Source organism: Glycomyces paridis, assembly GCF_004912155.1.
Classification (GTDB): domain Bacteria; phylum Actinomycetota; class Actinomycetes; order Mycobacteriales; family Micromonosporaceae; genus Glycomyces; species Glycomyces paridis.
Map to the genome: position 1 here is coordinate 266,081 of NZ_STGX01000003.1, position 22,714 is coordinate 288,794.

Genomic DNA, 22,714 nt, shown 5'->3' on the forward strand with positions numbered 1-22,714 from the left:
CGCTCGCTTCGTTGTCGGGTCTTCGAATACAACCCCGGTATTCGAAGACCCTTCCGCCTCGCGAGCGAACGAATGGACTCGGATACCGACTCGCCCTGACTCACCGGACACCCCCTCGCCTCAACCCCCGCGGCGCGACCGGCGCCCGCGGGGTCCCTTCGCGAGAGGACGAACATGAGAACGACACGGCTGATCAGCGCCGTCGACTCGCACACCGAGGGGATGCCGACCCGCGTCGTCACCGGCGGCGTCGGCGTCGTCCCCGGCTCGACCATGAACGAACGGCGCCTCCACTTCATCGAGCACCTCGACGACCTGCGGAGGTTCCTCGTCAACGAGCCGCGCGGCCACGCCGCGATGAGCGGCGCGATCCTCCAGCCCTCCACCCGCGAGGACTGCGACTGGGGCGTGCTCTACATCGAGGTCTCCGGCTGCCTGCCCATGTGCGGCCACGGCACCATCGGCGTCGCCACCGTCCTGGTGGAGACCGGCATGGTCGCCGTGACCGAACCGGTCACCGAGATCCGCCTCGACACGCCCGCCGGGCCGGTCACCGCCCGCGTCGCCGTGCGCGAGGGCCGCGCCGAGTCCGTCACCATCGAGAACGTGCCCAGCTACGTCGAAGCGCTCGACACGAGCGTCGACGTGCCGGGCCTCGGCGCCGTCCCGTACTCGATGGCCTTCGGCGGGAACTTCTACGCCGTGGTCGACCTCGACGCCGTCGGACTCCCCTTCGACCGCGCCCGCCAGAACGACATCGCCGCCGCCGGACTCGCGATCATGGACGCGATCAACGAGGCCGCGCCGCCGAAGCACCCCTTCATCGAAGGGGTCGACCACTGCCACCACGTCGAGTTCATCGCGCCCGGCTCCACGGCCGCCCACTCGCGCCACGCCATGGCCATCCACCCCGGCTGGTTCGACCGGTCCCCTTGCGGCACCGGCACCTCCGCGCGCATGGCCGAACTGTGGGCCCGCGGCGAACTCGCCCTCGACACCGACTTCGTCAACGAGTCCTTCATCGGGTCGCGCTTCATCGGCCGCCTCGTCGCCGAGACCGACGTGGACGGCAGGCCCGCCGTGGTCCCCACCGTCACCGGCCGCGCCTGGATCACCGGCACCGCCCAGTACACGCTCGACCCCACCGACCCGTTCCCCACCGGATTCCAGTTCTAGGAGCCGCAATGACGCAGGACACCACGCAGCAGCACACCGCACCGGAGACCACGCCCGACCGGGTCGAAGCCGCCGCCCGCGCCGCGCACGCCGCCGCGCCCGCGCTCGCCGCGCTGCCCCCGACCGTCCGCGCCGCCGCCCTCGTCGCCCTCGCCGACCGCCTCGCCGCGAACGCCGACGACCTCGTGGCGACCGCGATGGAGGAGACCGGCCTCGCCGAGGCCCGCCTGCGCGGCGAGCTCAACCGCACCGCCGTCCAGCTGCGCCTCTTCGCCGACACCGTCCTGGACGGCGCCCACCTCGACGCCCGCATCGACTTCGCCGACCCCGACTTCGCGCTCGGCCCCCGCCCTGACGTGCGCAGCGCCAACGAACCCGTCGGCCCCGTTCTCAACTTCGCCGCCGGGAACTTCCCCTTCGCCTTCTCCGTCGCCGGCGGCGACACCGCCGCCGCGCTCGCCGCCGCGAACCCCGTCGTCGTCAAGGCCCACCCCGGCCACCCCCGCCTCGCCCGGCAGACCGCCGCGCTCGCCGCCGCCGCCCTCGAAGAGGCCGGACTCCCAACGGGCACAATGCAACTCATCGAAGGCCAGGACGCGGGCGTCGCGATGCTGCGCCACCCCCTCGTCAAGGCCGCCTCCTTCACCGGCTCCCTGCGCGCCGGGCGCCTCCTCGCCGACATCGCCGCCGCCAGGCCCGCCCCGATCCCCTTCTACGGCGAACTCGGCAGCGTCAACCCCGTCTTCGCCACGCCCGGCGCCATCGCCGAACGCGGCCCCGAGTTCGCCGCGGGCCTCGTCGCCAGCGTCAGCGGCTCCGCGGGCCAACTCTGCACCAAACCCGGCCTCGTCTTCCTCCCCGCCGGGCACGGCCTCGACGCCGCCATCGCCGACGCCGCCGCCGCGGTGGGGGAGCACCGGATGCTCGACCCGCGCATCGCCGAGCACTACACCGCCGGCCGCGAGGCGATCCTCTCCGCCGCGGGCGTGCGCTTCATCGCCCCCGGCTCGATCCGCACCGACGAGCACGGCCAGGGCTGGGCGACGCCCACGATCCTCGCCGTCCCCCTCGACGTCTTCCGCCCCCACCCCGACGCACTGCTCACCGAATGCTTCGGCCCCATAGCGATCCTCGTCGAATCCCCTGCGGACACCGACTACGCCGACCTCCTGGAGACCCTCTTCGAAGGCGAGCTCACCGTCACCGTCCACCGCACCGACCGCGAGGACATCACCGCCCTCGCCCGCGCCGCCGCCCGCCGCGCCGGACGCGTCCTCTTCGACGGCTGGCCCACCGGCGTCGCCGTCACCCCCGCCATGCGCCACGGCGGCCCCTGGCCCGCCACCACCAATGGCGGCACCAGCGTCGGCACCGCCGCCATCGCCCGCTTCCTGCGCGGCGTCGCCTACCAGAACGCCCCCGCCGACGTCCTCCCCGCGCCCCTGCGCGACGACAACCCCTGGGGCGTACCGCAGCGCATCGCACCCGCGGGCGAGTCCGCGGGCTGGGGGGACCGCGCCCGCGCCTGACACCGGTATGGTGACCGAGTGGCGAACGAGACGATGCGAGCGAACTGGACCGAAGGAGCCGCCGGCTGGGTGGCGAACGAGGCGGTCTACGACGCCGTCTTCGGCCCGGTCACGAGGGCGATCCTCGACGCCGCCGCACCGGCACCCGGACTGCGCGTCCTCGACGTCGGCTGCGGCACCGGCACCCTCCTCGCCGCGACCGACGCCGCGGGCGCCGCAGCCGTCGGCGTCGACATCTCGGCGACCATGGCCGAGGCCGCCTCGCGCCGCGTCCCGGGCGCCACCGTCATCGTCGAGGACGCCCAGACCGCCGACCTCCTCGCCGCCGCCCCCGGCACCCCCTTCGACCGCGTCGTCTCCCGCTTCGGCGTCATGTTCTTCGACGACCCCGTCGCCGCCTTCGCCAACCTCCGCGCCGCCTGCGCCCCCGGCGCCCGCCTCGTGTTCGCCTGCTGGCGAGGCGAAGCCGAGAACCCCGTCTTCACCGCGGGCACGCGCGTCCTCGCCGCCCGCCTCGACCCCCCGCCCGCCCCGGAAGCCCCCGGCGAACCCGGCCCCATGGCCTTCGCCGAGTCCGACCGGACCGCCGCGATCCTCAAGGCCGCCGGATGGGACGGCATCGCCGTCGACGCCTTCGACTTCCTCCTCGACTACGGCTTCGACGGCGGCGACGGCGTCGAGCAGCGCATCGCGGGCGTCCTCGCCGGGCGCACCGGACGCCTCGCCCAGGAGCAGCTCCGCCCGGCACTCGGCGACGACGCCTGGGAGTCGCTCGTCGACGAGGTCCGCGCCGACCTCGACGCCTTCGTCATCGACGGCGCGGTCCGCTTCCCCGGCGCCGTCTGGCTGGTCAGCGCCACCAACCCCGGCCCCGCCTGACCGAATCCCCGCACACGCCTCCCGCGTTGTGATCCGGGCGCCGTCACCGTGCAAGTCCCTGCCGGCAGCCGCTATCCTCGTCCGCATGGACGATTCACCCAGTCATAAACCCTGGCTCACCTCGGGGCGGCCAATGCCGGTTCCGGCCATGCAGCAGCGAGGTGAGCGTTGAGCACGGAAGTCTGGGGCCTCCTCGCCGGTGTGGTGCTGACCATCGGCACCGGACTGTTCGTAGCCTCCGAATTCGCACTGGTCAATCTCGACCGGCCCGAGCTCGAACGCCGCCAAGAGCGCGGCGAGAAGGGCCTCGGCCCGAGCATCAAGGCCCTCAAGGTGACCTCCACCCACCTCTCGGGCGCCCAGTTGGGCATCACCCTCACCACCCTCCTCGCCGGGTACACGTTCGAGCCCGCGATCAGCTCGCTCCTGCGCGAACCCCTCATCGGCCTCGGCGTCACCGAATCCGCGGTCGGCGCGATCGGCGCCGTCGTCGGGGTCACCCTCGCCACCCTCTTCTCCATGATCCTGGGCGAACTCGTGCCCAAGAACTTCGCGCTGGCGGTCCCGCTGGCGACCGCGAAGCTCGTGGTCCCGTTCCAGCTCGGCTTCACCTTCGTGTTCAAGCCGGTCATCGTGCTGTTCAACGGCACCGCGAACCGGGTCATCCGGTCGATGGGCATCGAGCCGAAGGAGGAGCTCTCGGGGGCGCGCAGCGCCGAAGAGCTCGGCTTCCTCATCCGGCGCTCGGCCACCGAGGGCTCGCTCGACCGCGACGAGGCGGTCATGCTCCACCGCACCCTGACCTTCTCCTCTCACACCGCCGCCGAGGTCATGACCCCGCGCGTGCGGGCGGTGACGCTCGACCGGACCGCGACCGCCGCCGACGTGATCGCCGAGGCGGCCCGGACCGGGCACTCCCGGTTCCCCGTCCTCGGCGAGGACGTGGACGACGTCATCGGCGTGGCCCACGTCAAGACCGCCTACGCCGTCGAGTTCGGCGAGCGGGCCTCGGCGCCGGTCACCGACCTCATGTCCGTGCCGCTCAAGGTCCCCGAGACCGCCGGGGTCGGCTCCCTGCTCGGCACGCTGCGCGGGCGGGGCTTCCAGATCGCCGTCGTCATCGACGAGCACGGCGGCACCGCCGGGATCGTCACTCTCGAAGACCTCGTGGAGGAACTGCTCGGCGAGGTCCACGACGAGCACGACCGGCGCCAGAACCTCATCGCCAAGACCGGCGACGCGGCGGTCTTCGCCGGGTCGCTGCGCCCCGACGAGCTCTGGGAGCGCGCCGGCATCCGCATCCCCGAAGGGGAGGACTACGAGACCGCGGCCGGGTTCGTGCTCGACGCCCTCGAACACATCCCGGCGCTCGGCGAGGAGGTCCGCCTCGACCGCGGCGTGCTCCGCGTCGACCGCGTGACCGGCTCGCGCATCGACCGGCTGCGCTACGTCCCCGACGACCCCGCCACCGACCCCGCCTTCGGCGGGACCCGCGAGCGGATACTGGAAACCTTCGAGCAGGAGGCCGACCGATGAGCGAGTACCTTCCCGGCCTCGTGTGGCTGGTCGTCCTGCTGGCGGCCAACGCGTTCTTCGTTGGCGCCGAGTTCGCCGTCATCTCCGCGCGCCGCTCGCAGATCGAGCCGCGCGCCGCCGCGGGCAGCCGCGCCGCGCGGACCACGCTGTGGGCCATGGAGCACGCGACGCTCATGCTGGCGACGAGCCAGCTGGGCATCACCGTGTGCTCGCTGGTGATCCTCAACGTCTCCGAACCGGCCATCCACCACCTGCTCGAATACCCGCTGGGCTGGACCGGGCTCACGCCCGGCGCCGTCACCGGCATCGCGTTCGCCGTGGCGCTGCTGCTGGTGACGTTCCTGCACGTCGTGTTCGGCGAGATGATCCCCAAGAACCTCGCGTTCTCGGTGCCCGACCGGGCCGCGCTGCTCCTGGCGCCGCCGCTGGTGTTCGTCTCCAAACTGGTCCGGCCCGTCATCTGGGCGCTGAACGCCGTCGCCAACGGCGCGCTGCGGCTCTTCCGGGTCGAGCCGAAGGACGAGGCCCAGAGCGCGTACACCATCGACGAGGTCGCGACCATCGTCGAGGAGTCGCAGCGCGAGGGCACCCTCGTGGACGACTCCGGGACGCTCACCGCCGCGTTCGAGTTCACCGAGAAGACGGTGGCCGACGTCGAAGTGCCCCTCGCCGACCTGGTCGTGCTGCCGCAGGGCGCGACGCCGCGCCAGGTCCGCCAGGCCGTCGCCGACAGCGGCTACTCCCGCTACGTCGTCGAGGGCGCGGACGGGGCGCCGCGCTCCTACCTGCACCTCAAGGACGTGCTCGACCTGACCGGCCCCGACGCGCTCGACCGGCCGATCCCGGCCGACCGGCTCCGCGACCTCCCGGCGGTCGCCGCGGACGCCGAGCTGGAGGACGCCCTGGCGCGCATCCGGGCCGAGGGCGCCCACGTCGCCAGCGTGACCGGCGCCGGCGGCACCGTCACCGGGATGCTGTTCCTCGAAGACATCATCGAGGAGCTCATCGGCGAGGTCCAGGACGCGGCCAGCGCCTGATTCGCGTGTGCCCGCGGCCGCGAGGCCGCGGGCACACGCGCGACGGTTGGCACGCTCTGGGGATTCTGGGGCTCGGCGGCGCTCGTAGAGTCGGGTGCACCAGGACGAAGCGCAACCGGAGGAGAGACCCATGAGCGAGTACGACGACACCGCGTACGAGGCCGACACCGCCCCCGAGGAGGAGATCCCCGTCGAGGACGAGACCGCCGGCACCGGGCTCTCCACCGTGGAGGAGGTCTTCGACCTCGACGGCGACGGCTACGCGGACAGCACGATCACCGCCGACGGCGTCACCTACATCGACACCGACGGCGACGGCCAGGCCGACGCGATCGCCACCGACGTCGACGGCGACGGCATCTCGGACGAGGTCCTGGTGGACCTCGACGGCGACGGCTCCTTCGAGACGATCATCTCCGAGTCCGACGGCGACGGCCGGGCCGACACCTTCGAGTCCGACACCGACGGCGACGGGTACACCGACCAGGTCTCCTACGACACCGACGGCGACGGCGTGATCAACCAGGTCCTCACGGACACGAACGGCGACGGCATCGCCGACGTCGCGGCCACCGACTACGACGGCGACGGGTTCGTCGACGAGATCGAGATCGACTCGGACGCCGACGGCGTGGTCGACACGGTCCTCACCGACACCGACGGGGACGGCTTCCTCGACACGGTCGCCACCGAGTCCACCCCGCTGGGCGACTCGTTCCAGTCCCAGACCGGCCAGGTCATCTGACCCGCAACGGCTTCCAGGCCCGGGTCCCCGCGAGGGGACCCGGGCCGCATTCGTTCAATCCTTCGCGCGCCCGAGCGTGGACCACCGGGCGACGACGCGCCCGGGGTGGGCGACGACGCCCGCGGCCGGGCCGCCGGAGGTGAGCATCCGGGCCGCGCGGGCGCCGATCTCGGCCAGCTCCATGTCGACGCTGGTGATCGGGTGGCGACCGTACTCGGCGAGCACGTCCCAGTTGTCGAAGCCGACGACCCCGGCCTCCTCGGGGACCGCGACCCCTTCCGCCAGCAGCCGGTCGACGGCCCCGCGAGCGATCTGGTCGTCCCCGCACACGAACCCGTCGGCCTCGGCGCCGGAGGCGAGGACGCCGCCGACGGCGTCCCAGCCCCACTGCTCGGTCCAGTCGCCGTAGAGCGTCTGGAGCGGCGTGAGCGGCGCGCCCGCGGCGGCGAGCGCGGCCCTGACTCCTTCGGCGCGGTCGCGGGCGGCCGCCGCCTCGGGCGGTCCGCTCAGGACGAAGACGCTGCGCCGGCCCTGTTCCAGCAGGTGCTCGGCGGCGAGGGCGCCCGCCGCGACGTTGTCGGCCACCACCGAGGCGTCCTCGGGGGAGGAGGAGGGCGCGTACACGTAGACCGCGGGCGTGCCCTCCATGCCCTGCACGGGTGCCCGCGGGTCGGGGCTGGAGCCGACGACGAGGATGCCGTCCACGCGCCGCTCGATGAACCCGCGCACGTAGTGGCGTTCGAGCGCGGGCTCGCCGCGCGTGATGCTCAGCAGCACGCTGGACTCCTCGGCGCCCAGGGCGTTCTCGACGCCGACGACGATCATCGGCGCGAACCGTCCGGAGAGGTCGCTGGTGAGCACGCCGACCGACCGGGTGCGCCCGGCCAGGAGCCCGCGCGCGAGCGCGTTCGGCCGGAAGTTCAGTTCGGCGGCCACGCGCACGACCCGGGCGCGGGTCTCGGGGTTGACGTCGAAGCGGTCGTTGAGGGCCTTCGAGGCGGTCCCCACGCTCACCCCCGCGGCCCGCGCGATGTCGGACAGGGTCGCGCGGCGCGATGCGTCCGTTGCCATCGGGCTCCTCCAGGCGGGGTGTTGACAGGCGGCCGACGCACAGTCTAGCATCTCCGAAAACCTTTTCGAAAGTTCTGCACCGCTCAGCGGACACCTCATCCGCCCTACTTCGAAAACCATATCGACCCGTCCCGAAAGGACCGATCCAGTGTCCGAAGCCCCCGCCCGCCGCGGCCCCCTGCCGATCGCCGACGTGGTCGTCGACGACGCCTTCTGGAGCCCGCGCCGCGAGACCGTGCGCACCCGCGCCCTTCCCCACCAGGAGCACCAGCTGCGCACCGGCGGCCAGTTCGAGGCGCTGAAGCTCGCGTGGCGGCCCGGCGACGAGCGCGAGCCGCACATCTTCTGGGAGTCCGACGTCGCCAAGTGGATCGAGGCCGCGAGCTATACCCTCGCCCGGGGGCACGACCCCGACCTGGACGCCTCAGTGGACGAGGCCATCGCCCTCCTCGAAGGCGCACAAGGTCCCGACGGCTACCTCAACGTCCACTTCACCGTCGTGCGGCCCGGCGAGCGCTTCACCGACCTGCGCGACGCGCACGAGCTGTACTGCGCCGGCCACCTCATCGAAGCGGGCGTCGCCCACCACGCCGCCACCGGCAAGACCCGCCTCCTCGACCTCGTGCGCCGCCTCGCCGACCTCGTCGACCGCGAGTTCGGCCCCGGCGGCTCCTGCGAGGGCGGCTACGACGGCCACCCCGAGATCGAGCTCGCCCTCGTCAAGCTCTACCGGGCGACCGGCGAGCGCCGCTACCTCGACCTGAGCCTTCGCCTGGTCGACAGCCGCGGGAGGGACCCGCACTACTTCGCGGCCGAACGCGACCGCCGCGGCACCGAGGGCTTCTTCGGCCCGCACTTCCTCGACCGCCCGACCCGGCCCGAGTGGTACCGCGAGTACGTCCAGGACCACGCGCCCGTGCGCGAGCAGTCCGAGGCCGTCGGCCACGCCGTGCGCGCGGTCTACCTGTACGCCGGCATGGCCGACCTCGCCCTGGAGACCGGCGACGCGGCGCTGCGCGCGGCCTGCGAGCGGCTCTGGGACGACGTGGTGTCCACGAAGCTCTACCTCACCGGCGGCATCGGCGCCGACCCCTCCCGCGAGGCCTTCGGCCCCGCCTACCACCTGCCGGTCACCGACGGCTACGCCGAGACCTGCGCGGCGATCGGACTGGTCATGTGGGCCAGGCGCATGGGCGCCCTCACCGGCGAGGCGAAGTACGCCGACGTGCTCGAACGCGCGCTCTACAACGGCGTCGTCTCCGGCGCCTCCGCCGACGGCACCCGCTACTTCTACCCGAACCCGCTCGCCAGCGACGGCACAGTGGAGCGCTCGGAGTGGTTCGACTGCGCCTGCTGCCCGCCGAACTACGCCCGGCTCGTCGCCTCGCTGGAGGAGTACGCCTACACCGCCGACCCCGACGGCCTCGCCGTCGAGCTCTACGTCTCCGGCTCGGCCCGCTTCGACCGCGACGGCGCCTCGGTGCGCGTCTCGCAGTCCACCGAGTACCCCTGGGACGGCCGCGTCGCCCTCACCGTCGACACCGAAACGCCCGTCGCCTTCGCGCTGCGCCTGCGCCTGCCCGACTGGGCCCCGTCCCACACGCTCACCGTGGGCGGCGAGCCGTTCGAGGCGCCCCTCGAATCCGGGTACCTCGTGCTCGACCGCACCTGGGCGCCCGGCACCGAAGTCGTGCTCGACCTGCCGATGGCCCCGACCCGCGTCCATGCCGCACCGGCCGTCGCCGCCGTCCACGGCCGGACCGCGATCCAGCGCGGCCCGATCGTCTACTGCGCCGAGGAGATCGACAACGCCGGCCCCGTCCCCGACCTCGCCGTGGACCCGCACGCGGCGCTCCGCGCCGTGCCGGACCCCGACCTCGGCGTCGTGCGCGTCGACGTCGACGGCGTGCGGGAGCGGCCCATCGACTCGCTCTACAGCACCGAGCGCCCCGCCGCCGAACCCACGGTGATCCGCACCGTCCCCTATTACTCCTGGGCCAACCGCGGCAAGGGCACGATGGCCGTCTGGCTCCGGGAGTCGGCCCGGTAGCCCTTCGCCCGCAAAGCGATCGGGACGGGCGGATCGACTCCGCCCGTCCCGATGAACGTTCCTACAGCCCGTGCTGGTCCTTGAGGTCCTCCACGGCGCCCTGCGCGGCGTCCCCGGCGTCCTGCGCCGCCTCGCCCGCGCCCTGCGCGGCGTCCTCCGCCTGCTGCACCGCCTCGCCCGCCTGCTCGGCCAGCGGCGTCTCGGTCGCGTCGCCCAGCATCTCACCGGCCTGGCCCTTGGCCTCGTCGACCGCCCCGGTGATCATGTCCTTCAACTCGTTGAACTTGTCCAGCAACCCCATTCGCGCCCCTTTGCGTGTCGTTCCATCCCACTTTACGGGAGCCGCCTCCCGTTGCATACACTCCGCACGCGGGAAATCCCCAGGTCCGGGCCCATGCGCCGGGCCGCGGAAAATAAAATCCGGAATTCCGGCCCCGGGATGTCGAGAACCGCGGCGCGGCTCCGTCCCAGGTGTGTCGGCGGCAGCGAGTGCCGCTCGGACGAACAGGAGAGAACGATGGCCAAGTACCTGCTGCTCAAGCACTACCGCGGCGGACCCAAGCAGCATGCGAACGCCCAGGCGCCCATGGAGGAGTGGACTCCCGAGGAGATCACCGCGCACATCGACTTCATGCGCAAGGTCGCCGACGACCTGAGCGAGCGCGGCGAGTTCGTCGACGGCCAGGCGCTCGCCCCCGACGGCGAGTTCGTGCGCTACGACGGCGAAGGCCGTCCGCCGGTCACCGACGGCCCCTTCGCCGAGACGAAGGACCTCATCGCCGGCTGGATGATCATCGACGTCGAGTCCAAGGAGCGCGCCTACGAGGCCGCGGCCTACCTCTCCTCGGCGCCCGGCAAGGACGGCCTGCCGCTCCACGAGTGGCTCGAAGTGCGGCCGTTCCTGGTCGAGCCGCCGGTCGTGGAGTAGACCGGTCCGATGATCGACGCACACCTGCTGCGGGACCTCACACCGCAGGTCCTGGGCGTCCTCGTCCGCCGCGGAGCCGACTTCGCGGCGGCCGAGGACGCCGTGCAGGACGCGCTGGTCGAAGCCGTGCGGCGCTGGGACGGCGAGGCGCCCGAGGACCCGAAGGCCTGGCTCGTCACCGTCGCCTGGCGCAGATTCCTGGACGCTCGCCGCGCCGCCTCGGCCCGCGCCCTCCGCGAGGTCGCGGTGCGGCGCGAGCCGCCCGGCGGCCCGACCGAGCAGGCCGACGACACGCTGCTGCTCCTGAGCCGCTGCTGCCACCCCGCGCTCAGCCCGGCCTCGGCCGTCGCCCTGACGCTCCGCGCCGTCGGCGGCCTCACCACCGCGCAGATCGCCCGCGCCTTCCTCGTCCCCGAATCCACTATGGCGCAACGCATCTCGCGCGCCAAGCGCACCGTCGCCGGGGAGCGCTTCGAACGCCCCGGCGGCGTCGGCGCGGTGCTGCGGGTGCTCTACCTCATGTTCGATCAAGGTTTCATCGCCACACCCGAGCCCGGCGACGCCGACCTCGCCGCCGAGGCGATCCGCCTGACCCGCCAACTGCTCGCGTCCGTCCCCGGCGACCCCGAGGCCGCCGGGCTCCTCGCGCTCATGCTGCTGCACCACGCTCGCCGCGCCGCCCGCCTGGACGCCGCCGGCGACCTGGTGCCGCTGACGCACCAGGACCGTTCCCGTTGGGACACCGCGATGATCGCCGAGGGCGTGGACCTCCTCCAAGCCGCCCTCGCCCTAGACCGCTTGGGGGAGTACCAGGTCCAGGCCGCGATCGCGGCCCTGCACGACGACGCGGAGTCGGCCGCGGCGACCGACTGGCCGCAGATCCTGGAGTGGTACGACGAACTCGCAGGGCTGGCGCCCGACAACCCGGTCGTCGCCCTCAACCGCGCGGTAGCGGTGGGCCATGTGGACGGCCCGCTCGCCGGGCTGCGCCTGGTCGAATCGCTCGACCCCGCCCTGCCGCGGCGCGAGGCCGTCGCCGCCTTCCTCCACGAGCGGGCCGGGAATCGCGAAGAGGCGGCCCGCCGCTACGCGGCCGCCGCGTCGGCGGCGTCGAGCGCCGCCGAACGCGCGCACCTGCTCAAGCAGGCCGCCCGCCTCAACGGCGCCTGACCGGCTCCGCACCGGTCCGCAGGCGTGAGGAAGTCGCCGACGGCACTTGACCTGTCCCTAGCAGGTGTTGGCCTGGTCGTAGGCGAGTCGGAGCGTCAGGCCCCCGTCGCCGCCGAGGTCCACGGCGATGTTGCCCGCGTCGACCGAGCATTCGCCGTCCACTGCGGTCGGCTCGTCGCCCAGCAGCGTCGTCCCGCTGCCGGTCAGCGTCAGCCAGCCCCGCTCCACGACCTCAAGGCGCAGGTCGCGGCCGAAGCGCACCCTCGGGTAGGCCGCCACCTCCCAGTCCAGCTCTTCGACCGTCTGGAACTCGGTGGCCCCGGCGTAGGCGACGCCCCATTCGTAGGCGGCGCTGAAGGGGCACCCGGCGGGCGCGATCTCGCCGCTCTCGGCGCACTCGTCCAGCCAGGCCGCCAACTTCTCGTTGAGCACGTCCTCGGCCGCGTCGCCCTCGACGAGCGGCCCGGTCATGACCGCGTCGAGGTCGATCCGGTCGTTCCCGAGGTAGCCCGCCTCGCCGCCGGGCACGGCCAGCAGCGGGACGCCGCCCTCGCCGGTGACCGCGGCGGCGCTCGCGAACAGCGCGTACGAGCCCGGGTAGAGCGCCACCGGCAGCGTCACCCCGTCCGCGTTCGATTCCACCTCGCGGCGGTCGCCGTTGACCTCCAAGGTCTCGAACCGGCCCGCCGTGCTCGTCAAGTACAGGTACGGGTTGAGGATCAGGGTCTCGCCCTCCCACTCCTCGACCCGGAAGGCGCCCTCGGCGCTCCGCCCGCCCGCGCCGATGACGACGTGGACCGTCGTCGCCGACGCCGTGCGCATCGACACCGACTCGATCTCCCAGTCCGAGGACATGGCCTCGGCGGTGAGCCAGGAGCGGTCGGCCTCCTGGGCGTACTCCTGCGAGACATGGCCTTCGGCGCGCTCGACGTCGCCCTCCCGCAGCGCCTCCAGGTAGCCCCTGACGACCGCGACCGGCGCGGGCTCGCCGCCGCCGAACACCGCGAACGGTAGCGCGACCAGGACGAGCAGGACCGCGAGCGCGGCCTCCACGAGGATGGACCAGCGGCGCGGCCGGGCCCACGCCAGCGGCGCCCTCAGCACCCGGGCCGTCATTCGGTGCCCCGGCAGGTGTCCTCGGGGCCGTAGCCCAGCGGCGCGACCTGGAACGAGCCGTCGGCGTCCTCCAGCACGTGGAGCCCCGTGCCGCCGAAGTGGCACGCGGCGGTGAACGGCGCCGGGTCGCCGCGGTCCTCGGTGCCGGTGCCCTCCAACACGAGCCGTCCGGGCTCGGTGAACTCGACCACGAGCACGGGCTCCTCGTACGAGCCCGCGGCGGTCGCGACGGCCGCCACCGGATACTCCTCGACCGTCCACACCAGGTCGCCCACGGCGTCGACGCGGCGCCGGTCCTCGGTGTCGACCAGCCCGTCCGTCGCGAACGGGCAGCCGGGCGGCGCGCCCAACCGGTACTCCACGCACCCGTCGACGTACGCGTTCACGGCCTCCTGGAGCGACGCGGCCGCCTCCTCGTCCGGCTCCGGCAGCGGCGCGCCGAACGGCTCCGAGCCGCCGTCGTCGTCGCCGATCAGCGCGACCGGCTCGCCCCCGAAGAACCGGTACACCCCCGGCAGCAGCGTGATCGTGCGCTGCGCCTGACCCATGTACCACGCGCCCCAGGTCGTCTCGGGCGGCATCGGCACCGTCAGGTCGTTCACCTCCACCGACAGGTACGAGGAGGCGGCGATCGTCACGGTCTGGAACGGATCGCGGAGGGTGTACTCGCCGTCGTCCTCGTCCACCGTGAAGGCTCCCTCGGCCGTGCCGTCCTCGGTCCCGATCGTCACCGTCACCGGCTCCTGGAGCCCGATCGTGTTGCGCGGCTGCTCGACCGCGAGCAGCTCCCACTCGCCGATCGCCTCGGGCCGCAGGAACGCCGCCTCGGCCCCCGCCGGGAGCGCGGTCCCCACGAACTCGTAGGCCCGTTCGAGGTCCTTGTCCCGCAAGGCCTCCATGAACGCCGTGACCGCCTCGACCGCCGAGTCGGGCTCGCGCACCTGGTGCCACACCGTCAACGGGACGAGCGTCAGCGCCGAGAACAGCATGATCCAGCCGACCCGCAGGCCTTCGCGGCGGGTGCGCGACACTGGAGGATCGGGGAGCGACATGGGCACTTCCAAGGGGTCGGGGCCGGACCGAGCCGAGGATAACGGCCGGATGCCAGCCCGCCCCGGGCTTGCCCCCACCCCCTATGGTGCGAGGAGCAGCCCGCCCGCCCTGGAGGACCCATGGAGACCGACGCCGACCGGACCACCCTGTGGCGGGAGCTGCGCGGCTGGCCGCGGTCCGTGCAGGTCGGCGTCGCCGTCGCCGCCGGGGCGGTCTTCGCCTCGGCCTTCGTGATCGAGCCGTTCTACTCCCACGACCTCCCCGACGAGAGCGCCTGGGCCGAAGGCGACCTGCCCGACCACCTCCCGGTTGGCACCGTCGAGGCGCCCTCCGAGGAGCCCGGCGCCCCCGAAGGCGTCGGCCCCTACGACGGCGAACCCCTGTGGACCACCGCCGTCGAGGAGGAGACCGACCAGGTCGCCCACGTCGACCAGGGCCTCCTGCGCCTCTCGGACGGGCGGTTCACGCTCGAACGCGACGGCGCCGAGGTCTGGTCCCACGAATGGGAGGGCTACGGGCCCGCGATCGGCGTCGCGGGCGACGTCGTCGTCTTCTCCGAGCGCGTCGACGACTTCGCCGACGAGGACTACGAGTGGCCCGGCCGCCAGGACACCGTCGCGCTCGACCTCGACACCGGCGACGAGGTCTGGCGCGACCGCGAGGCCTCCTTCGTCACCGTCTTCGCCGACGCCGTCCTCATGACCGAGTGCACCGGCGAGCAGCAGGGGCGCATCGGCGACTGCACCCTCCACTCCCGCGACCCCGCCGACCTTTCCCTCCAGTGGTCCACCCCGACCTACGCCAGCGCCCGCTCCCTCGACGGCGGCGACTGGACCGGCGAGCCCGTCCCCGACCGCCTCCTGTTCGAGTCCTTCCCCAACGGCCACGAGGACCGCACCGTCACCGTCTACGAGGACGGCGACGCGCTCGTCACCGTCGAGACCGACGCCGGCGCCGACCTCGCCGGCGACACCCTCGTCCTCTACGACGACTACGACGAGAACCCCGCCGACGACTGCACCGCCACCCTCACCGGGTACCGCTTCGGCGACGCCGAACCGGACTGGGAGGTCGAGGCGGCGACCCGCAAGAACTCGACCCTCTCCTCCTGCGGCGGCCTGCCCGCCACCGGCTCCGGCGACGGCCTGCTGCCGCTGACGCTCGACGGCGTCCCGTCCGTGCTCGACGCCGCGACCGGCGAGGCGGTCTGGGAGGCCCCCGGCGAGGGCCAGGCGATCGCGGTCGGCCCTGACGCGCTCGTGGTCGCCGCCTGGGAGGACGGGGCCGGGAACCTCGTCGCCTACGACACCGTCTCGGGCGAGGAGCGCTGGCGGGCGAGCACGAACTTCGGCAGCGGCGGCCGCGCCACGATCCTCGGCGACACCCTGTGGCTGTACGGGGACGCGAGCATGTGGGGCTGGAGCACGTACGAGGTGTACGCGTACGACCTCGCCTCGGGCGAGGGCGCGGCGCTGCCCGGGTCGTCGGCGTACTTCGCGCCGGGCGCGATCGTGATGCGCTCGGGCGGCTACGACGACCCGGTGCTCACCGCCTGGCCCACCAGGATCTGGTGAAGGGCCTCCCCTTTCAGCCGGTCCAGGTGAGCGAGGCCAGCGCCGCCAGCGCCTCCGAGGCGGCGACCGGTTCGGCCTCGAAGCCGGTGCGCGGCTCCGACCGTCCCCACCCGTAGCGTTCCCGGCCGGACACGACGACGCTGTGCAGCGTCTGCTCCGGGTGCATGTCGACCGCTCCGACCGAGATGCCCGGGGAGAGTTCGACGAGAATGCGGAGGGCACCCAGGCCGCACGAGACGCCGGGTTCGACCCCGCCGCCCTCCGGCGCGGCGCGCATCCAGCCGCGGCTCACGAGCCCGAGGATCTTCCCGACCGGGACCGTGACGTTCTCGAAACGGGTGAGTCGGCCGGTGCTCCGCTCCTCCTCGGTGAAGGCCATGACGGGCCGCGCGAGCTGCGGGAAGGGCTGCACGAGTTCGTAGTCGGCGAAGACCTCGGCCCAGGCCGCGAGCTCGTCGCCGAGGTGCACGGGGTGGACGAGGCCGATCGCTGCCTCCGGCGCCAGCGCGATCGCGTCGTCCTCGACGCCGGTGACGGTACGGTCCTCGGCGAGGCGGAACGTGACCGCGCCGTCGGCGGTCGCGGCCCGCCACACGAGGCGCCGCGCGAGCTGCCACACGAGCGGGTGGCGCACGAAGTGCTCGTCGAACTCCGCGGTGGTCCACGTCCTGCCTTCCACCATCGCGCGTTCGAGCCGTTTCACCTGGTCGGCGGCGACGGTGCGGAGTTCCTTGCGCAGCAGCGCGAACCGCTTGTAGGCGGCGTCGGCGAGCGCCTTGTCGTCCTTCGCCCCTGGCTTGGGCAGCGTCTTGCGGGGCTTGCCGTCCTCGTCGGTCGCGAACGGGCGCAGCGACTCGTCGAAGCCGACCCGGAACCGCCTGGGCCCGTAGTCGAGGACGAGCGCGTCGGCCTCGCGGAGCCCGAAGTCGGGCACGAGCCGGTCGGCGAGCTGGTCGGTCGACAGGCCCAGTTGTGCGGCGACGGTGCGGATCTGCTCGTGCGCCTCCCATACGATCGCGTCGAAGCGGGCCTTCTCGGCGATGCCGTTCACGGCGCGCAGGGCCGCGTCGGAGCCGATCGCGCCGAGCACCCGGAGGCCCTTGACGGCCCGCTGGTGCTGGTTCTCGCCCGGCCAGCGGGCGATGAGCGGCGCGAGCGTGCGCACGGTGTCGTCGCCGCCGAAGTGGGCCAGCTGCGTCAGGGCCCAGGAGTCTTCCGGCGGACCGCCCGCGGCGACCCACCGTTCGAACAGCGCGAGCGAGAACCGTTCGAGCGAGGCCCGATCGCAGGTCTCGGCGAGCACCTTCACGCCCGGGTAGTCGTATTCGGGGGTGCCGAGGGCGAGGACCACGATGAGGTTCCGCACGGCCGCGTCCGGCAGCGCCCCGGCGTCTCCGGCGAGCATGACCTGCGGCAGCGCGGCCGGCACGGCCCAGCCGCCGGGGATCGGGACGGGCACGCCCACGGGCGCGAGCGGGTCGAGGTCGACCAGCGCGGCGATCGCGGCGGCGGCCTCCTCGCCGTAGGACGCCGCGGCCTTGCGCACGAGGTCGGCGCCTTTGGCGACGGCGACGGCGCACAGCGCGGTCTCGGCGGCGGTCCGGCGCCGCTTCGCGGTGCCGAGCGCGTCGGGGACGAGGAGCGCGGCCGCGTCCTCGGCGTGGCGGTCGAGCCATTCGAGGGCGAACTCGCGCCGGGTCTTCAGGCGCACCAAGGCGTCGGCGGCGTAGCGGGCGGCGGCGAGGCCGCTGATCGGGAGCAGCGTGTCGCTCAGGTCCACGTGCGTGGCTGCCGCCGCCGCGACCTGTGCGGCGGCGGCGTCGCCGAATCTCGCGAGGACCCGCTGGAGCCGCGACTCCTGGAGGTAGGTGCTGCCGGTGTTCCAGCGCGGCAGGAGTTCGAGCGCGATGGCCTCGGGCGCCAGGCACAGCATGATCGCCTGATTGTCGGAGCCTCGCTCGTCGAAGCGCTCCGCCTCCTCGGCCCAGTCCGGTTCGCCGTGATAGGGCCCGGGCCACATGGGGAGCTCGGCCCACGCCTCGCGCTCGCCCTCGGCCCACTCGACCCGTTCGATCGCGGGCGGCGTCAGTCCCTTCACGACCGTCGCCTTCGTGTCCGCCTTCTCCCACGGCGGTGCGAGGAGCAGCCCCGGCACCGCCTCGTCCGGCACCGCCGGGAGCCGCTCCTCGGCCCCGACCAGGCTTTGGACGGCCTCTTTGACCCGCGCGTCCTGAAGCGGCAGTGCGACGTGGAGGAGGACCGGGTCGGCGTGCAACAAGGCCGCGTACCGCTCGGCGTCAGCGGGGGAGGCGCCCGGGAGCCGGTCGGCGATCGTCCTGAGCGTCCGCTGCGGGAACCGCGCCGCGGCCTCCAACGCGAAGGCCATCGCGACCGGGTCGGCGAGCCGGTCGGCCAGAAGGGCGAACGCGGCGTCGGTGGGGATCACCGCGAGCGCCCGGTACACCGTCTTCTTCTCATCGGAGTCCAAGTGGCCCTCCAGACACCGCTCGATCACCGGCAGCGCGGCGGGGCCGAGCCGATCGAGGAGGTCGGCCAGCTGCGCGGTCCGCACCCAGAAGAAGCGCATCGAAGACGGTTCGAGGCATTCGAGCTGCTCAGGCGTGGTGACGAATTTCAGGAGCAGGTCCTTGCCCGACCGGTTCCCCTGGTGCGCTCGGTGCTCCTCGCACACCTCGTCCATCCACGCCCGCTCGCTCGGCACCAGCAGGCTCACCGCGAAGCGGCCCGCCGGGTCGGTTCGGACCTCCTTCAGCGCGGACACGATCGACGCGTACTCCTCGTCGGAGGCCGACGCGAAGTGCATGCGGATCTCCTCCACCTCGTCCCTGTGATCGAGCAGGGACCAGTTGGTGGAGGATATCGACCTGCGGACCAGGGCAACGCGTTCGCCCGAACCGGTGGGCGCGATCTCGACGGCGAGCGACTCGGCCAGAGCCGCGGCGGCGAACGGCAGGCCGTGCTCGGCGGCGGCCATGTCGAACACTTCGCGCGCCACTGCCCGTTCGGGGGAGACGAAAGACCGGGCGATCGTCAGGACCGCCGCAGCGCCGAGCACGTCCGGGCCGCCGTCGAGGAACGCCCGCCCTGCGGCGGCGTACCGCTCGTTGGCCTCGTGGGCGAGGTACTCACGGACTCTCGGCCCCTGCCAGACACGGAACACCGTGCCCGCACCGGAGTCGATCGCGAGGCGGCGGGGCGCGCCGCTTCCGCGTCGTGGCTGCACGAACCGCCGCCACGCTTTGGGGAGGACGAACGCGTCCTCGTCCGGCAGCGCGGCGTCGTTCGCCGTGGAGGTCTCGTCGATCATGGTCGACAGTCTAGGAATCGGGTGCGACAGGCCGCCTCGAACATGCGACTCCAAGGGCCGCTTCGCCTCAGCGCACCCGCACCGCCGCCGGCCGGACCGTGATCGTGAACGCCGACGTCTCGCCGAGGTCCTCGCCGTCGATCTCCAGGACCCTCGGCCGCGACAGCTCGACCACGACCTTCCGCGCCCTCGCGTGGGCGGCCGTCTCGGCGCTCCTGGCCTTGTCCCCGCCGCCGAAGAGGCGCCGGATGCCGTTGTCCCACACGAACGACCGGAGCGTGTCGAGCCACTGGCCGACCCCCTCGGCGCTGAGGAGGAGCAGGTCCAGTTCGCCGTCCGCCGGGTCCGCGTCGGGCAGGAGCGTCACGCCCCCTTGCAGCGTCCCGCAGTTGCCGACCATGAGCGTGTGCCCCGACTCGGCCTCCGGCTCCCCGCCGTCGACGGCGATCGTGAAGTCCACGACCTCGGTCGCCGAGAGCGCCCGGCCCAGCGACTCCACATAGGCCAGCCACCCGACCTTGCTCTTGAGGTCCTCGTCCGTCTCCACGATCATGTGCGCGTCGATGCCGAAACCGGCGATGACCGCGAAGGCCCGGCTCACCGGCCCGTCCTCGACCTCCGCTTCGACCCAGCCGAGGTCGATCGCCCGCGACTCGCCCCCGAAGGCCCGGCCGAGCGCGCCCGCGAGGTCGCCCACCGGCACCCCGAGGTTGCGTGCCAGCAGGTTCCCGGTGCCCAGCGGCACGATCACCAGCTCGGCCTCCGACTCCTCCTCCGCGAGCCGCTCGGCCACGGCCCGCACCGTCCCGTCGCCGCCCGCCGCGACCACCACGCCCGCACCGGCTGCCAGCGCCTCGCCCGCCGCGCCCCGGCCCGGGTCCTCCGGCGTCGTCTCGTACCAGGAGACCGGCCCGGCCCCCTCCGGCAACGCCGTCTCGAGGTCCTCCCGGGAGGTCTTCGAAGGATTCCACACGATCGCGATCCGGTCGGCCATTCCCGTCCCCTTCACCTGATATGCCTGCCCTTCCACCCTATGCGACCAATGGTCCGCAGCTCCCCTTGCCGCTGAACGCGAAACCCCGCCCTCGATGCACCGGCCCGACCGCGCGCAGTGACCGGCGTTACTCGGCAGTAGAGTGGCGCCCGAGGGGCCGCCCGAACCCCTCGGCCCCGCCGTCCCGAGTCCCGAGGAGCCGCACATGCCCGGCCGCATCCTGAACCTGCCCGACCGGCCGCTGGCCTCCCTCGCCGCGCTGCTCGCGCTGGCGGCGCTCGGCGTCGTCAACTGGGCCGTCAACGCCTCGTCCCCGGAGCCCGCCCCGGCCGACGCGCCCGCCGCCGACTTCTCGGCCGACCGCGCCTGGGACACGGTCGAGGCGATCGCGGTCGAGCCGCACCCGATGGGCACGCCCGAGAAGGACCGCGTGCGCGACCACCTCGTCCAAGCGCTCACCGACCTCGGCTTCGACGTGGCCGTCGAGACCGAACTCGCCCGCGACCAGGAGGACGGCACCGCCCGCTTCGGCCTGGTCGACAACATCGTCGCCACCCTCCCCGGCACCGACTCGACCGGGACGGTCCTGCTCACCTCCCACTACGACTCGGTGCCCTCCGGGCCCGGCGCGGCCGACGCCGCCTCCGGCGTGGCCGCACTGGTCGAGACCGCGCGGGCGCTGAGCCTCGAAGGACCCCACCGCAACGACCTCGTCGTGCTCCTCACCGACGGCGAGGAGATGGGCCTGTTCGGCGCCGAGGCCTACGCCCGCTCCCACCCCGCCGGCGAGGCGCCCACCGTCGTCCACAACCTGGAGGCCCGCGGCGTCTCCGGCCCCTCCCTCATGTTCGAGACCTCCACCGAGAACGCCGCCCTCATCGATCTCTTCGCAAGCGCCGCACCGCACCCGCACGGCGACTCCTCCGCGATCGAGGCCTACCGGCAGCTGCCCAACGACACCGACTTCACCCGGTTCCACGAGGCCGGGTACATCGGCTTGAACAACGCCTTCATCGGCGGCGCCTCCTGGTACCACTCGCCGTACGACGACACCGACCACCTCGACCCGGCCAGCCTCCAGCACCACGGCGAGAACGCCCTCGGCACCGCCCGCGCGCTCGTCGGCATGGACCTCGCCGACCTGGAATCCGACCACGACCAGACGTTCTTCGGCTTCTTCGGCCTCCTCGTCCACTACGGCGAGGGCTGGAACCTCCCGGTCGCGCTCCTGGGCCTCGCCGCCGTCGCCTTCGCCGCCGCCCTCGCCCGCTCCCGCGGCCTCCTCACACTCCCGCGCCTGGGCCTCGCCGCGCTCTCCTTCGCCGCGCCGATCCTGGCCGCGGCCGCCGCCGCGATCGGCCTGTGGCCCGCGCTCCAGGCCCTGCGGCCCGGCTACGGCGACACGTACGGGCTGCTGTTCGATCGCACCTGGTACTTCCTGGCGCTGCTGGCCTTCGGCCTTGCCGCCGTCACCGCCTGGTATGTCGCCGTGCGCCGCAGGCTCGGACCGGCCGCCGCCGCGCTCGCGCCCCTCGCGTGGCTCGCGGTCCTCGGCACCGCCACGGCCTTCGCCGTGCCCGGCCTGTCCTTCGTGTTCGCGGTGCCAGCCCTCGCGGCCGTGGGCCTCGTGGCCGCGATGGTCCTCGAACCGCGCTCGCGGCGCCTGCGCCTGCTCGGCTACGGGCTCTTCGCGGTCGCGCTCGTCCCCGCGGTGGTGCAGCTGAGCTGGACCTCGAACCTCGTCGAGGCCTTCGGCATGGAGCTGGCGGCCGTCCCGGCGGTCCTCATCGTCCTCTTCGCCGCCACGGCGCTGCCGCTGCTGACCCTGGCGCGCCGCCTCGACGGCCGCCCCGGGCGCCTCGTACCCGCGCTCGCCGCCGTGGCGGCCCTCGCCCTCGTCGGCACCGGCCTCGCCGTCGACCGCTTCGGCCCCGACCACCCGCGCCAGGCCTACCTCTCCTATGTGCTCGACACCGAGAACGGCACGGCCGCATGGGTCTCGACCGACCTGAACCGCTCCGAGTGGACCTCCCGCCTCGTCACCGAGGACGGCCTGGAGGACTCCGGCCTGCCCGCCGCCTACACTGAGTCGGCCGCGCCGGGCACCGGCCACGGGCCCGCCGACGCGCTCGACCTCCCCGCGCCCCTCGCCGTGTTCACCGCTCGCACCGCCGACTCGGCCACGCTCCAGGTCTCCTCGCCGCGCGGCGCGAACACGATGTGGCTCGCCGTCCACGGCGAACCCGTGAGCGCCGAGGTCACCCTGGCCGACGGCACCACCGCCGAGGTCGCGATCGAGGCACCCGCCGAGCCGGGCGACCCGAACCGGATCTGGTTCTACGACGTGCCCGCCGAGGGCTTCACCCTCACGCTCCACGGGGACGCCGACGCGTTCGACGTCACGGTCTTCGACCAGACGCACGGCATCGAGGGGATCGACGGGTACACCGAGCGCCCCGAAGGCCTCATGCGCTCCCGCGACCGCCTCTCCGACACCGTGACCGTGGCGGCGCCCGCCACCGGGTGAG

At 73.4% G+C, this 22,714-nt stretch carries 17 protein-coding genes; 11 read left to right on the forward strand and 6 right to left on the reverse strand.

Features of this window, described 5'->3' with window-relative positions; genetic code table 11:
* The first annotated feature begins 174 nt into the window (after nt 1-174).
* The 6 genes from E9998_RS05435 to E9998_RS25655 all read left to right on the forward strand — a co-directional run bounded on the left by E9998_RS05435 (nt 175) and on the right by E9998_RS25655 (nt 6,902).
* On the forward strand, nt 175-1,176 hold the full coding sequence (locus E9998_RS05435) for a proline racemase family protein (protein ID WP_136528686.1): 1,002 nt from the start codon (nt 175-177) through the stop codon (nt 1,174-1,176).
* A gap of 8 nt (nt 1,177-1,184) precedes the next feature.
* Nucleotides 1,185-2,705 carry an aldehyde dehydrogenase family protein gene (locus tag E9998_RS05440; protein ID WP_136528687.1) on the forward strand — a complete coding sequence of 507 codons (1,521 nt, stop codon included), beginning with the start codon at nt 1,185-1,187 and terminating at the stop codon, nt 2,703-2,705.
* 18 nt (nt 2,706-2,723) lie between these two features.
* Entirely contained in the window at nt 2,724-3,584 is an 861-nt protein-coding gene (locus E9998_RS05445; protein WP_240037511.1) for a class I SAM-dependent methyltransferase, read from the forward strand.
* 168 nt (nt 3,585-3,752) lie between these two features.
* Nucleotides 3,753-5,120: a hemolysin family protein gene (locus tag E9998_RS05450; RefSeq protein WP_136528688.1), complete on the forward strand. Its 1,368-nt coding sequence runs from the start codon at nt 3,753-3,755 to the stop codon at nt 5,118-5,120.
* Nucleotides 5,117-6,157 (forward strand): hemolysin family protein, encoded by a 1,041-nt coding sequence (locus tag E9998_RS05455; protein WP_136528689.1) that lies wholly within the window; start codon nt 5,117-5,119, stop codon nt 6,155-6,157. Before E9998_RS05450 ends, E9998_RS05455 begins: the two co-directional genes overlap by 4 nt.
* A 130-nt stretch (nt 6,158-6,287) precedes the next feature.
* Nucleotides 6,288-6,902 carry a hypothetical protein gene (locus tag E9998_RS25655; protein ID WP_192907042.1) on the forward strand — a complete coding sequence of 205 codons (615 nt, stop codon included), beginning with the start codon at nt 6,288-6,290 and terminating at the stop codon, nt 6,900-6,902.
* Nucleotides 6,903-6,956: 54 nt separating this feature from the next.
* Here the strand turns inward: E9998_RS25655 and E9998_RS05465 are convergent, their stop codons facing one another.
* Nucleotides 6,957-7,973: a LacI family DNA-binding transcriptional regulator gene (locus E9998_RS05465; RefSeq protein ID WP_136528690.1), complete on the reverse strand. Its 1,017-nt coding sequence runs from the start codon at nt 7,971-7,973 to the stop codon at nt 6,957-6,959.
* Nucleotides 7,974-8,121: 148 nt separating this feature from the next.
* On the opposite strand from E9998_RS05465, the gene E9998_RS05470 reads away from it, so the two are divergent.
* A complete protein-coding gene (locus E9998_RS05470) occupies nt 8,122-10,023 on the forward strand; it encodes a glycoside hydrolase family 127 protein (protein ID WP_136528691.1) in 1,902 nt (633 codons plus the stop codon).
* A 61-nt stretch (nt 10,024-10,084) separates the two neighbouring features.
* Here E9998_RS05470 and E9998_RS05475 read toward each other — a convergent pair whose 3' ends face one another.
* Nucleotides 10,085-10,324 carry a YtxH domain-containing protein gene (locus E9998_RS05475; protein WP_136528692.1) on the reverse strand — a complete coding sequence of 80 codons (240 nt, stop codon included), beginning with the start codon at nt 10,322-10,324 and terminating at the stop codon, nt 10,085-10,087.
* Nucleotides 10,325-10,540: 216 nt separating this feature from the next.
* On the opposite strand from E9998_RS05475, the gene E9998_RS05480 reads away from it, so the two are divergent.
* Nucleotides 10,541-10,951, forward strand: coding sequence for a YciI family protein (locus E9998_RS05480; RefSeq protein ID WP_136528693.1), 411 nt, complete (start codon nt 10,541-10,543; stop codon nt 10,949-10,951).
* A gap of 9 nt (nt 10,952-10,960) precedes the next feature.
* Nucleotides 10,961-12,121: an RNA polymerase sigma factor gene (locus tag E9998_RS05485; RefSeq protein WP_136528694.1), complete on the forward strand. Its 1,161-nt coding sequence runs from the start codon at nt 10,961-10,963 to the stop codon at nt 12,119-12,121.
* A 57-nt stretch (nt 12,122-12,178) separates the two neighbouring features.
* On the opposite strand, the gene E9998_RS05490 is transcribed toward E9998_RS05485, so the two are convergent.
* Entirely contained in the window at nt 12,179-13,225 is a 1,047-nt protein-coding gene (locus E9998_RS05490) for a hypothetical protein (protein ID WP_136528695.1), read from the reverse strand.
* Nucleotides 13,226-13,233: 8 nt separating this feature from the next.
* Nucleotides 13,234-14,289 carry a hypothetical protein gene (locus E9998_RS05495; protein ID WP_136528696.1) on the reverse strand — a complete coding sequence of 352 codons (1,056 nt, stop codon included), beginning with the start codon at nt 14,287-14,289 and terminating at the stop codon, nt 13,234-13,236.
* A 120-nt stretch (nt 14,290-14,409) separates the two neighbouring features.
* On the opposite strand from E9998_RS05495, the gene E9998_RS05500 reads away from it, so the two are divergent.
* Complete coding sequence (locus E9998_RS05500) at nt 14,410-15,864, forward strand: outer membrane protein assembly factor BamB family protein (protein ID WP_136528697.1); 1,455 nt, start codon at nt 14,410-14,412, stop codon at nt 15,862-15,864.
* Between the two features lie 13 nt (nt 15,865-15,877).
* On the opposite strand, the gene E9998_RS05505 is transcribed toward E9998_RS05500, so the two are convergent.
* Both E9998_RS05505 and E9998_RS05510 read right to left on the reverse strand, forming a co-directional pair.
* On the reverse strand, nt 15,878-19,192 hold the full coding sequence (locus E9998_RS05505; RefSeq protein WP_136528698.1) for a DUF4132 domain-containing protein: 3,315 nt from the start codon (nt 19,190-19,192) through the stop codon (nt 15,878-15,880).
* 67 nt (nt 19,193-19,259) lie between these two features.
* On the reverse strand, nt 19,260-20,186 hold the full coding sequence (locus tag E9998_RS05510) for a diacylglycerol/lipid kinase family protein (protein WP_136528699.1): 927 nt from the start codon (nt 20,184-20,186) through the stop codon (nt 19,260-19,262).
* A 205-nt stretch (nt 20,187-20,391) separates the two neighbouring features.
* Here E9998_RS05510 and E9998_RS05515 point away from each other — a divergent pair, with 205 nt between their 5' ends.
* Nucleotides 20,392-22,713 (forward strand): M28 family peptidase, encoded by a 2,322-nt coding sequence (locus tag E9998_RS05515; RefSeq protein WP_136528700.1) that lies wholly within the window; start codon nt 20,392-20,394, stop codon nt 22,711-22,713.
* Nucleotide 22,714 lies beyond the last annotated feature (1 nt).

Bases quoted from the DNA above. Each gene is read 5' to 3' on its own strand.
- E9998_RS05435 (WP_136528686.1), top strand. From the start codon at position 175: ATGAGAACGACACGGCTGATCAGCGCCGTCGACTCGCACACCGAGGGG.
- E9998_RS05440 (WP_136528687.1), top strand. From the start codon at position 1,185: ATGACGCAGGACACCACGCAGCAGCACACCGCACCGGAGACCACGCCC.
- E9998_RS05455 (WP_136528689.1), top strand. From the start codon at position 5,117: ATGAGCGAGTACCTTCCCGGCCTCGTGTGGCTGGTCGTCCTGCTGGCG.
- E9998_RS25655 (WP_192907042.1), top strand. From the start codon at position 6,288: ATGAGCGAGTACGACGACACCGCGTACGAGGCCGACACCGCCCCCGAG.
- E9998_RS05465 (WP_136528690.1), bottom strand. From the start codon at position 7,973: ATGGCAACGGACGCATCGCGCCGCGCGACCCTGTCCGACATCGCGCGG.
- E9998_RS05475 (WP_136528692.1), bottom strand. From the start codon at position 10,324: ATGGGGTTGCTGGACAAGTTCAACGAGTTGAAGGACATGATCACCGGG.
- E9998_RS05480 (WP_136528693.1), top strand. From the start codon at position 10,541: ATGGCCAAGTACCTGCTGCTCAAGCACTACCGCGGCGGACCCAAGCAG.
- E9998_RS05485 (WP_136528694.1), top strand. From the start codon at position 10,961: ATGATCGACGCACACCTGCTGCGGGACCTCACACCGCAGGTCCTGGGC.
- E9998_RS05495 (WP_136528696.1), bottom strand. From the start codon at position 14,289: ATGTCGCTCCCCGATCCTCCAGTGTCGCGCACCCGCCGCGAAGGCCTG.
- E9998_RS05500 (WP_136528697.1), top strand. From the start codon at position 14,410: ATGGAGACCGACGCCGACCGGACCACCCTGTGGCGGGAGCTGCGCGGC.
- E9998_RS05505 (WP_136528698.1), bottom strand. From the start codon at position 19,192: ATGATCGACGAGACCTCCACGGCGAACGACGCCGCGCTGCCGGACGAG.
- E9998_RS05510 (WP_136528699.1), bottom strand. From the start codon at position 20,186: ATGGCCGACCGGATCGCGATCGTGTGGAATCCTTCGAAGACCTCCCGG.
- E9998_RS05515 (WP_136528700.1), top strand. From the start codon at position 20,392: ATGCCCGGCCGCATCCTGAACCTGCCCGACCGGCCGCTGGCCTCCCTC.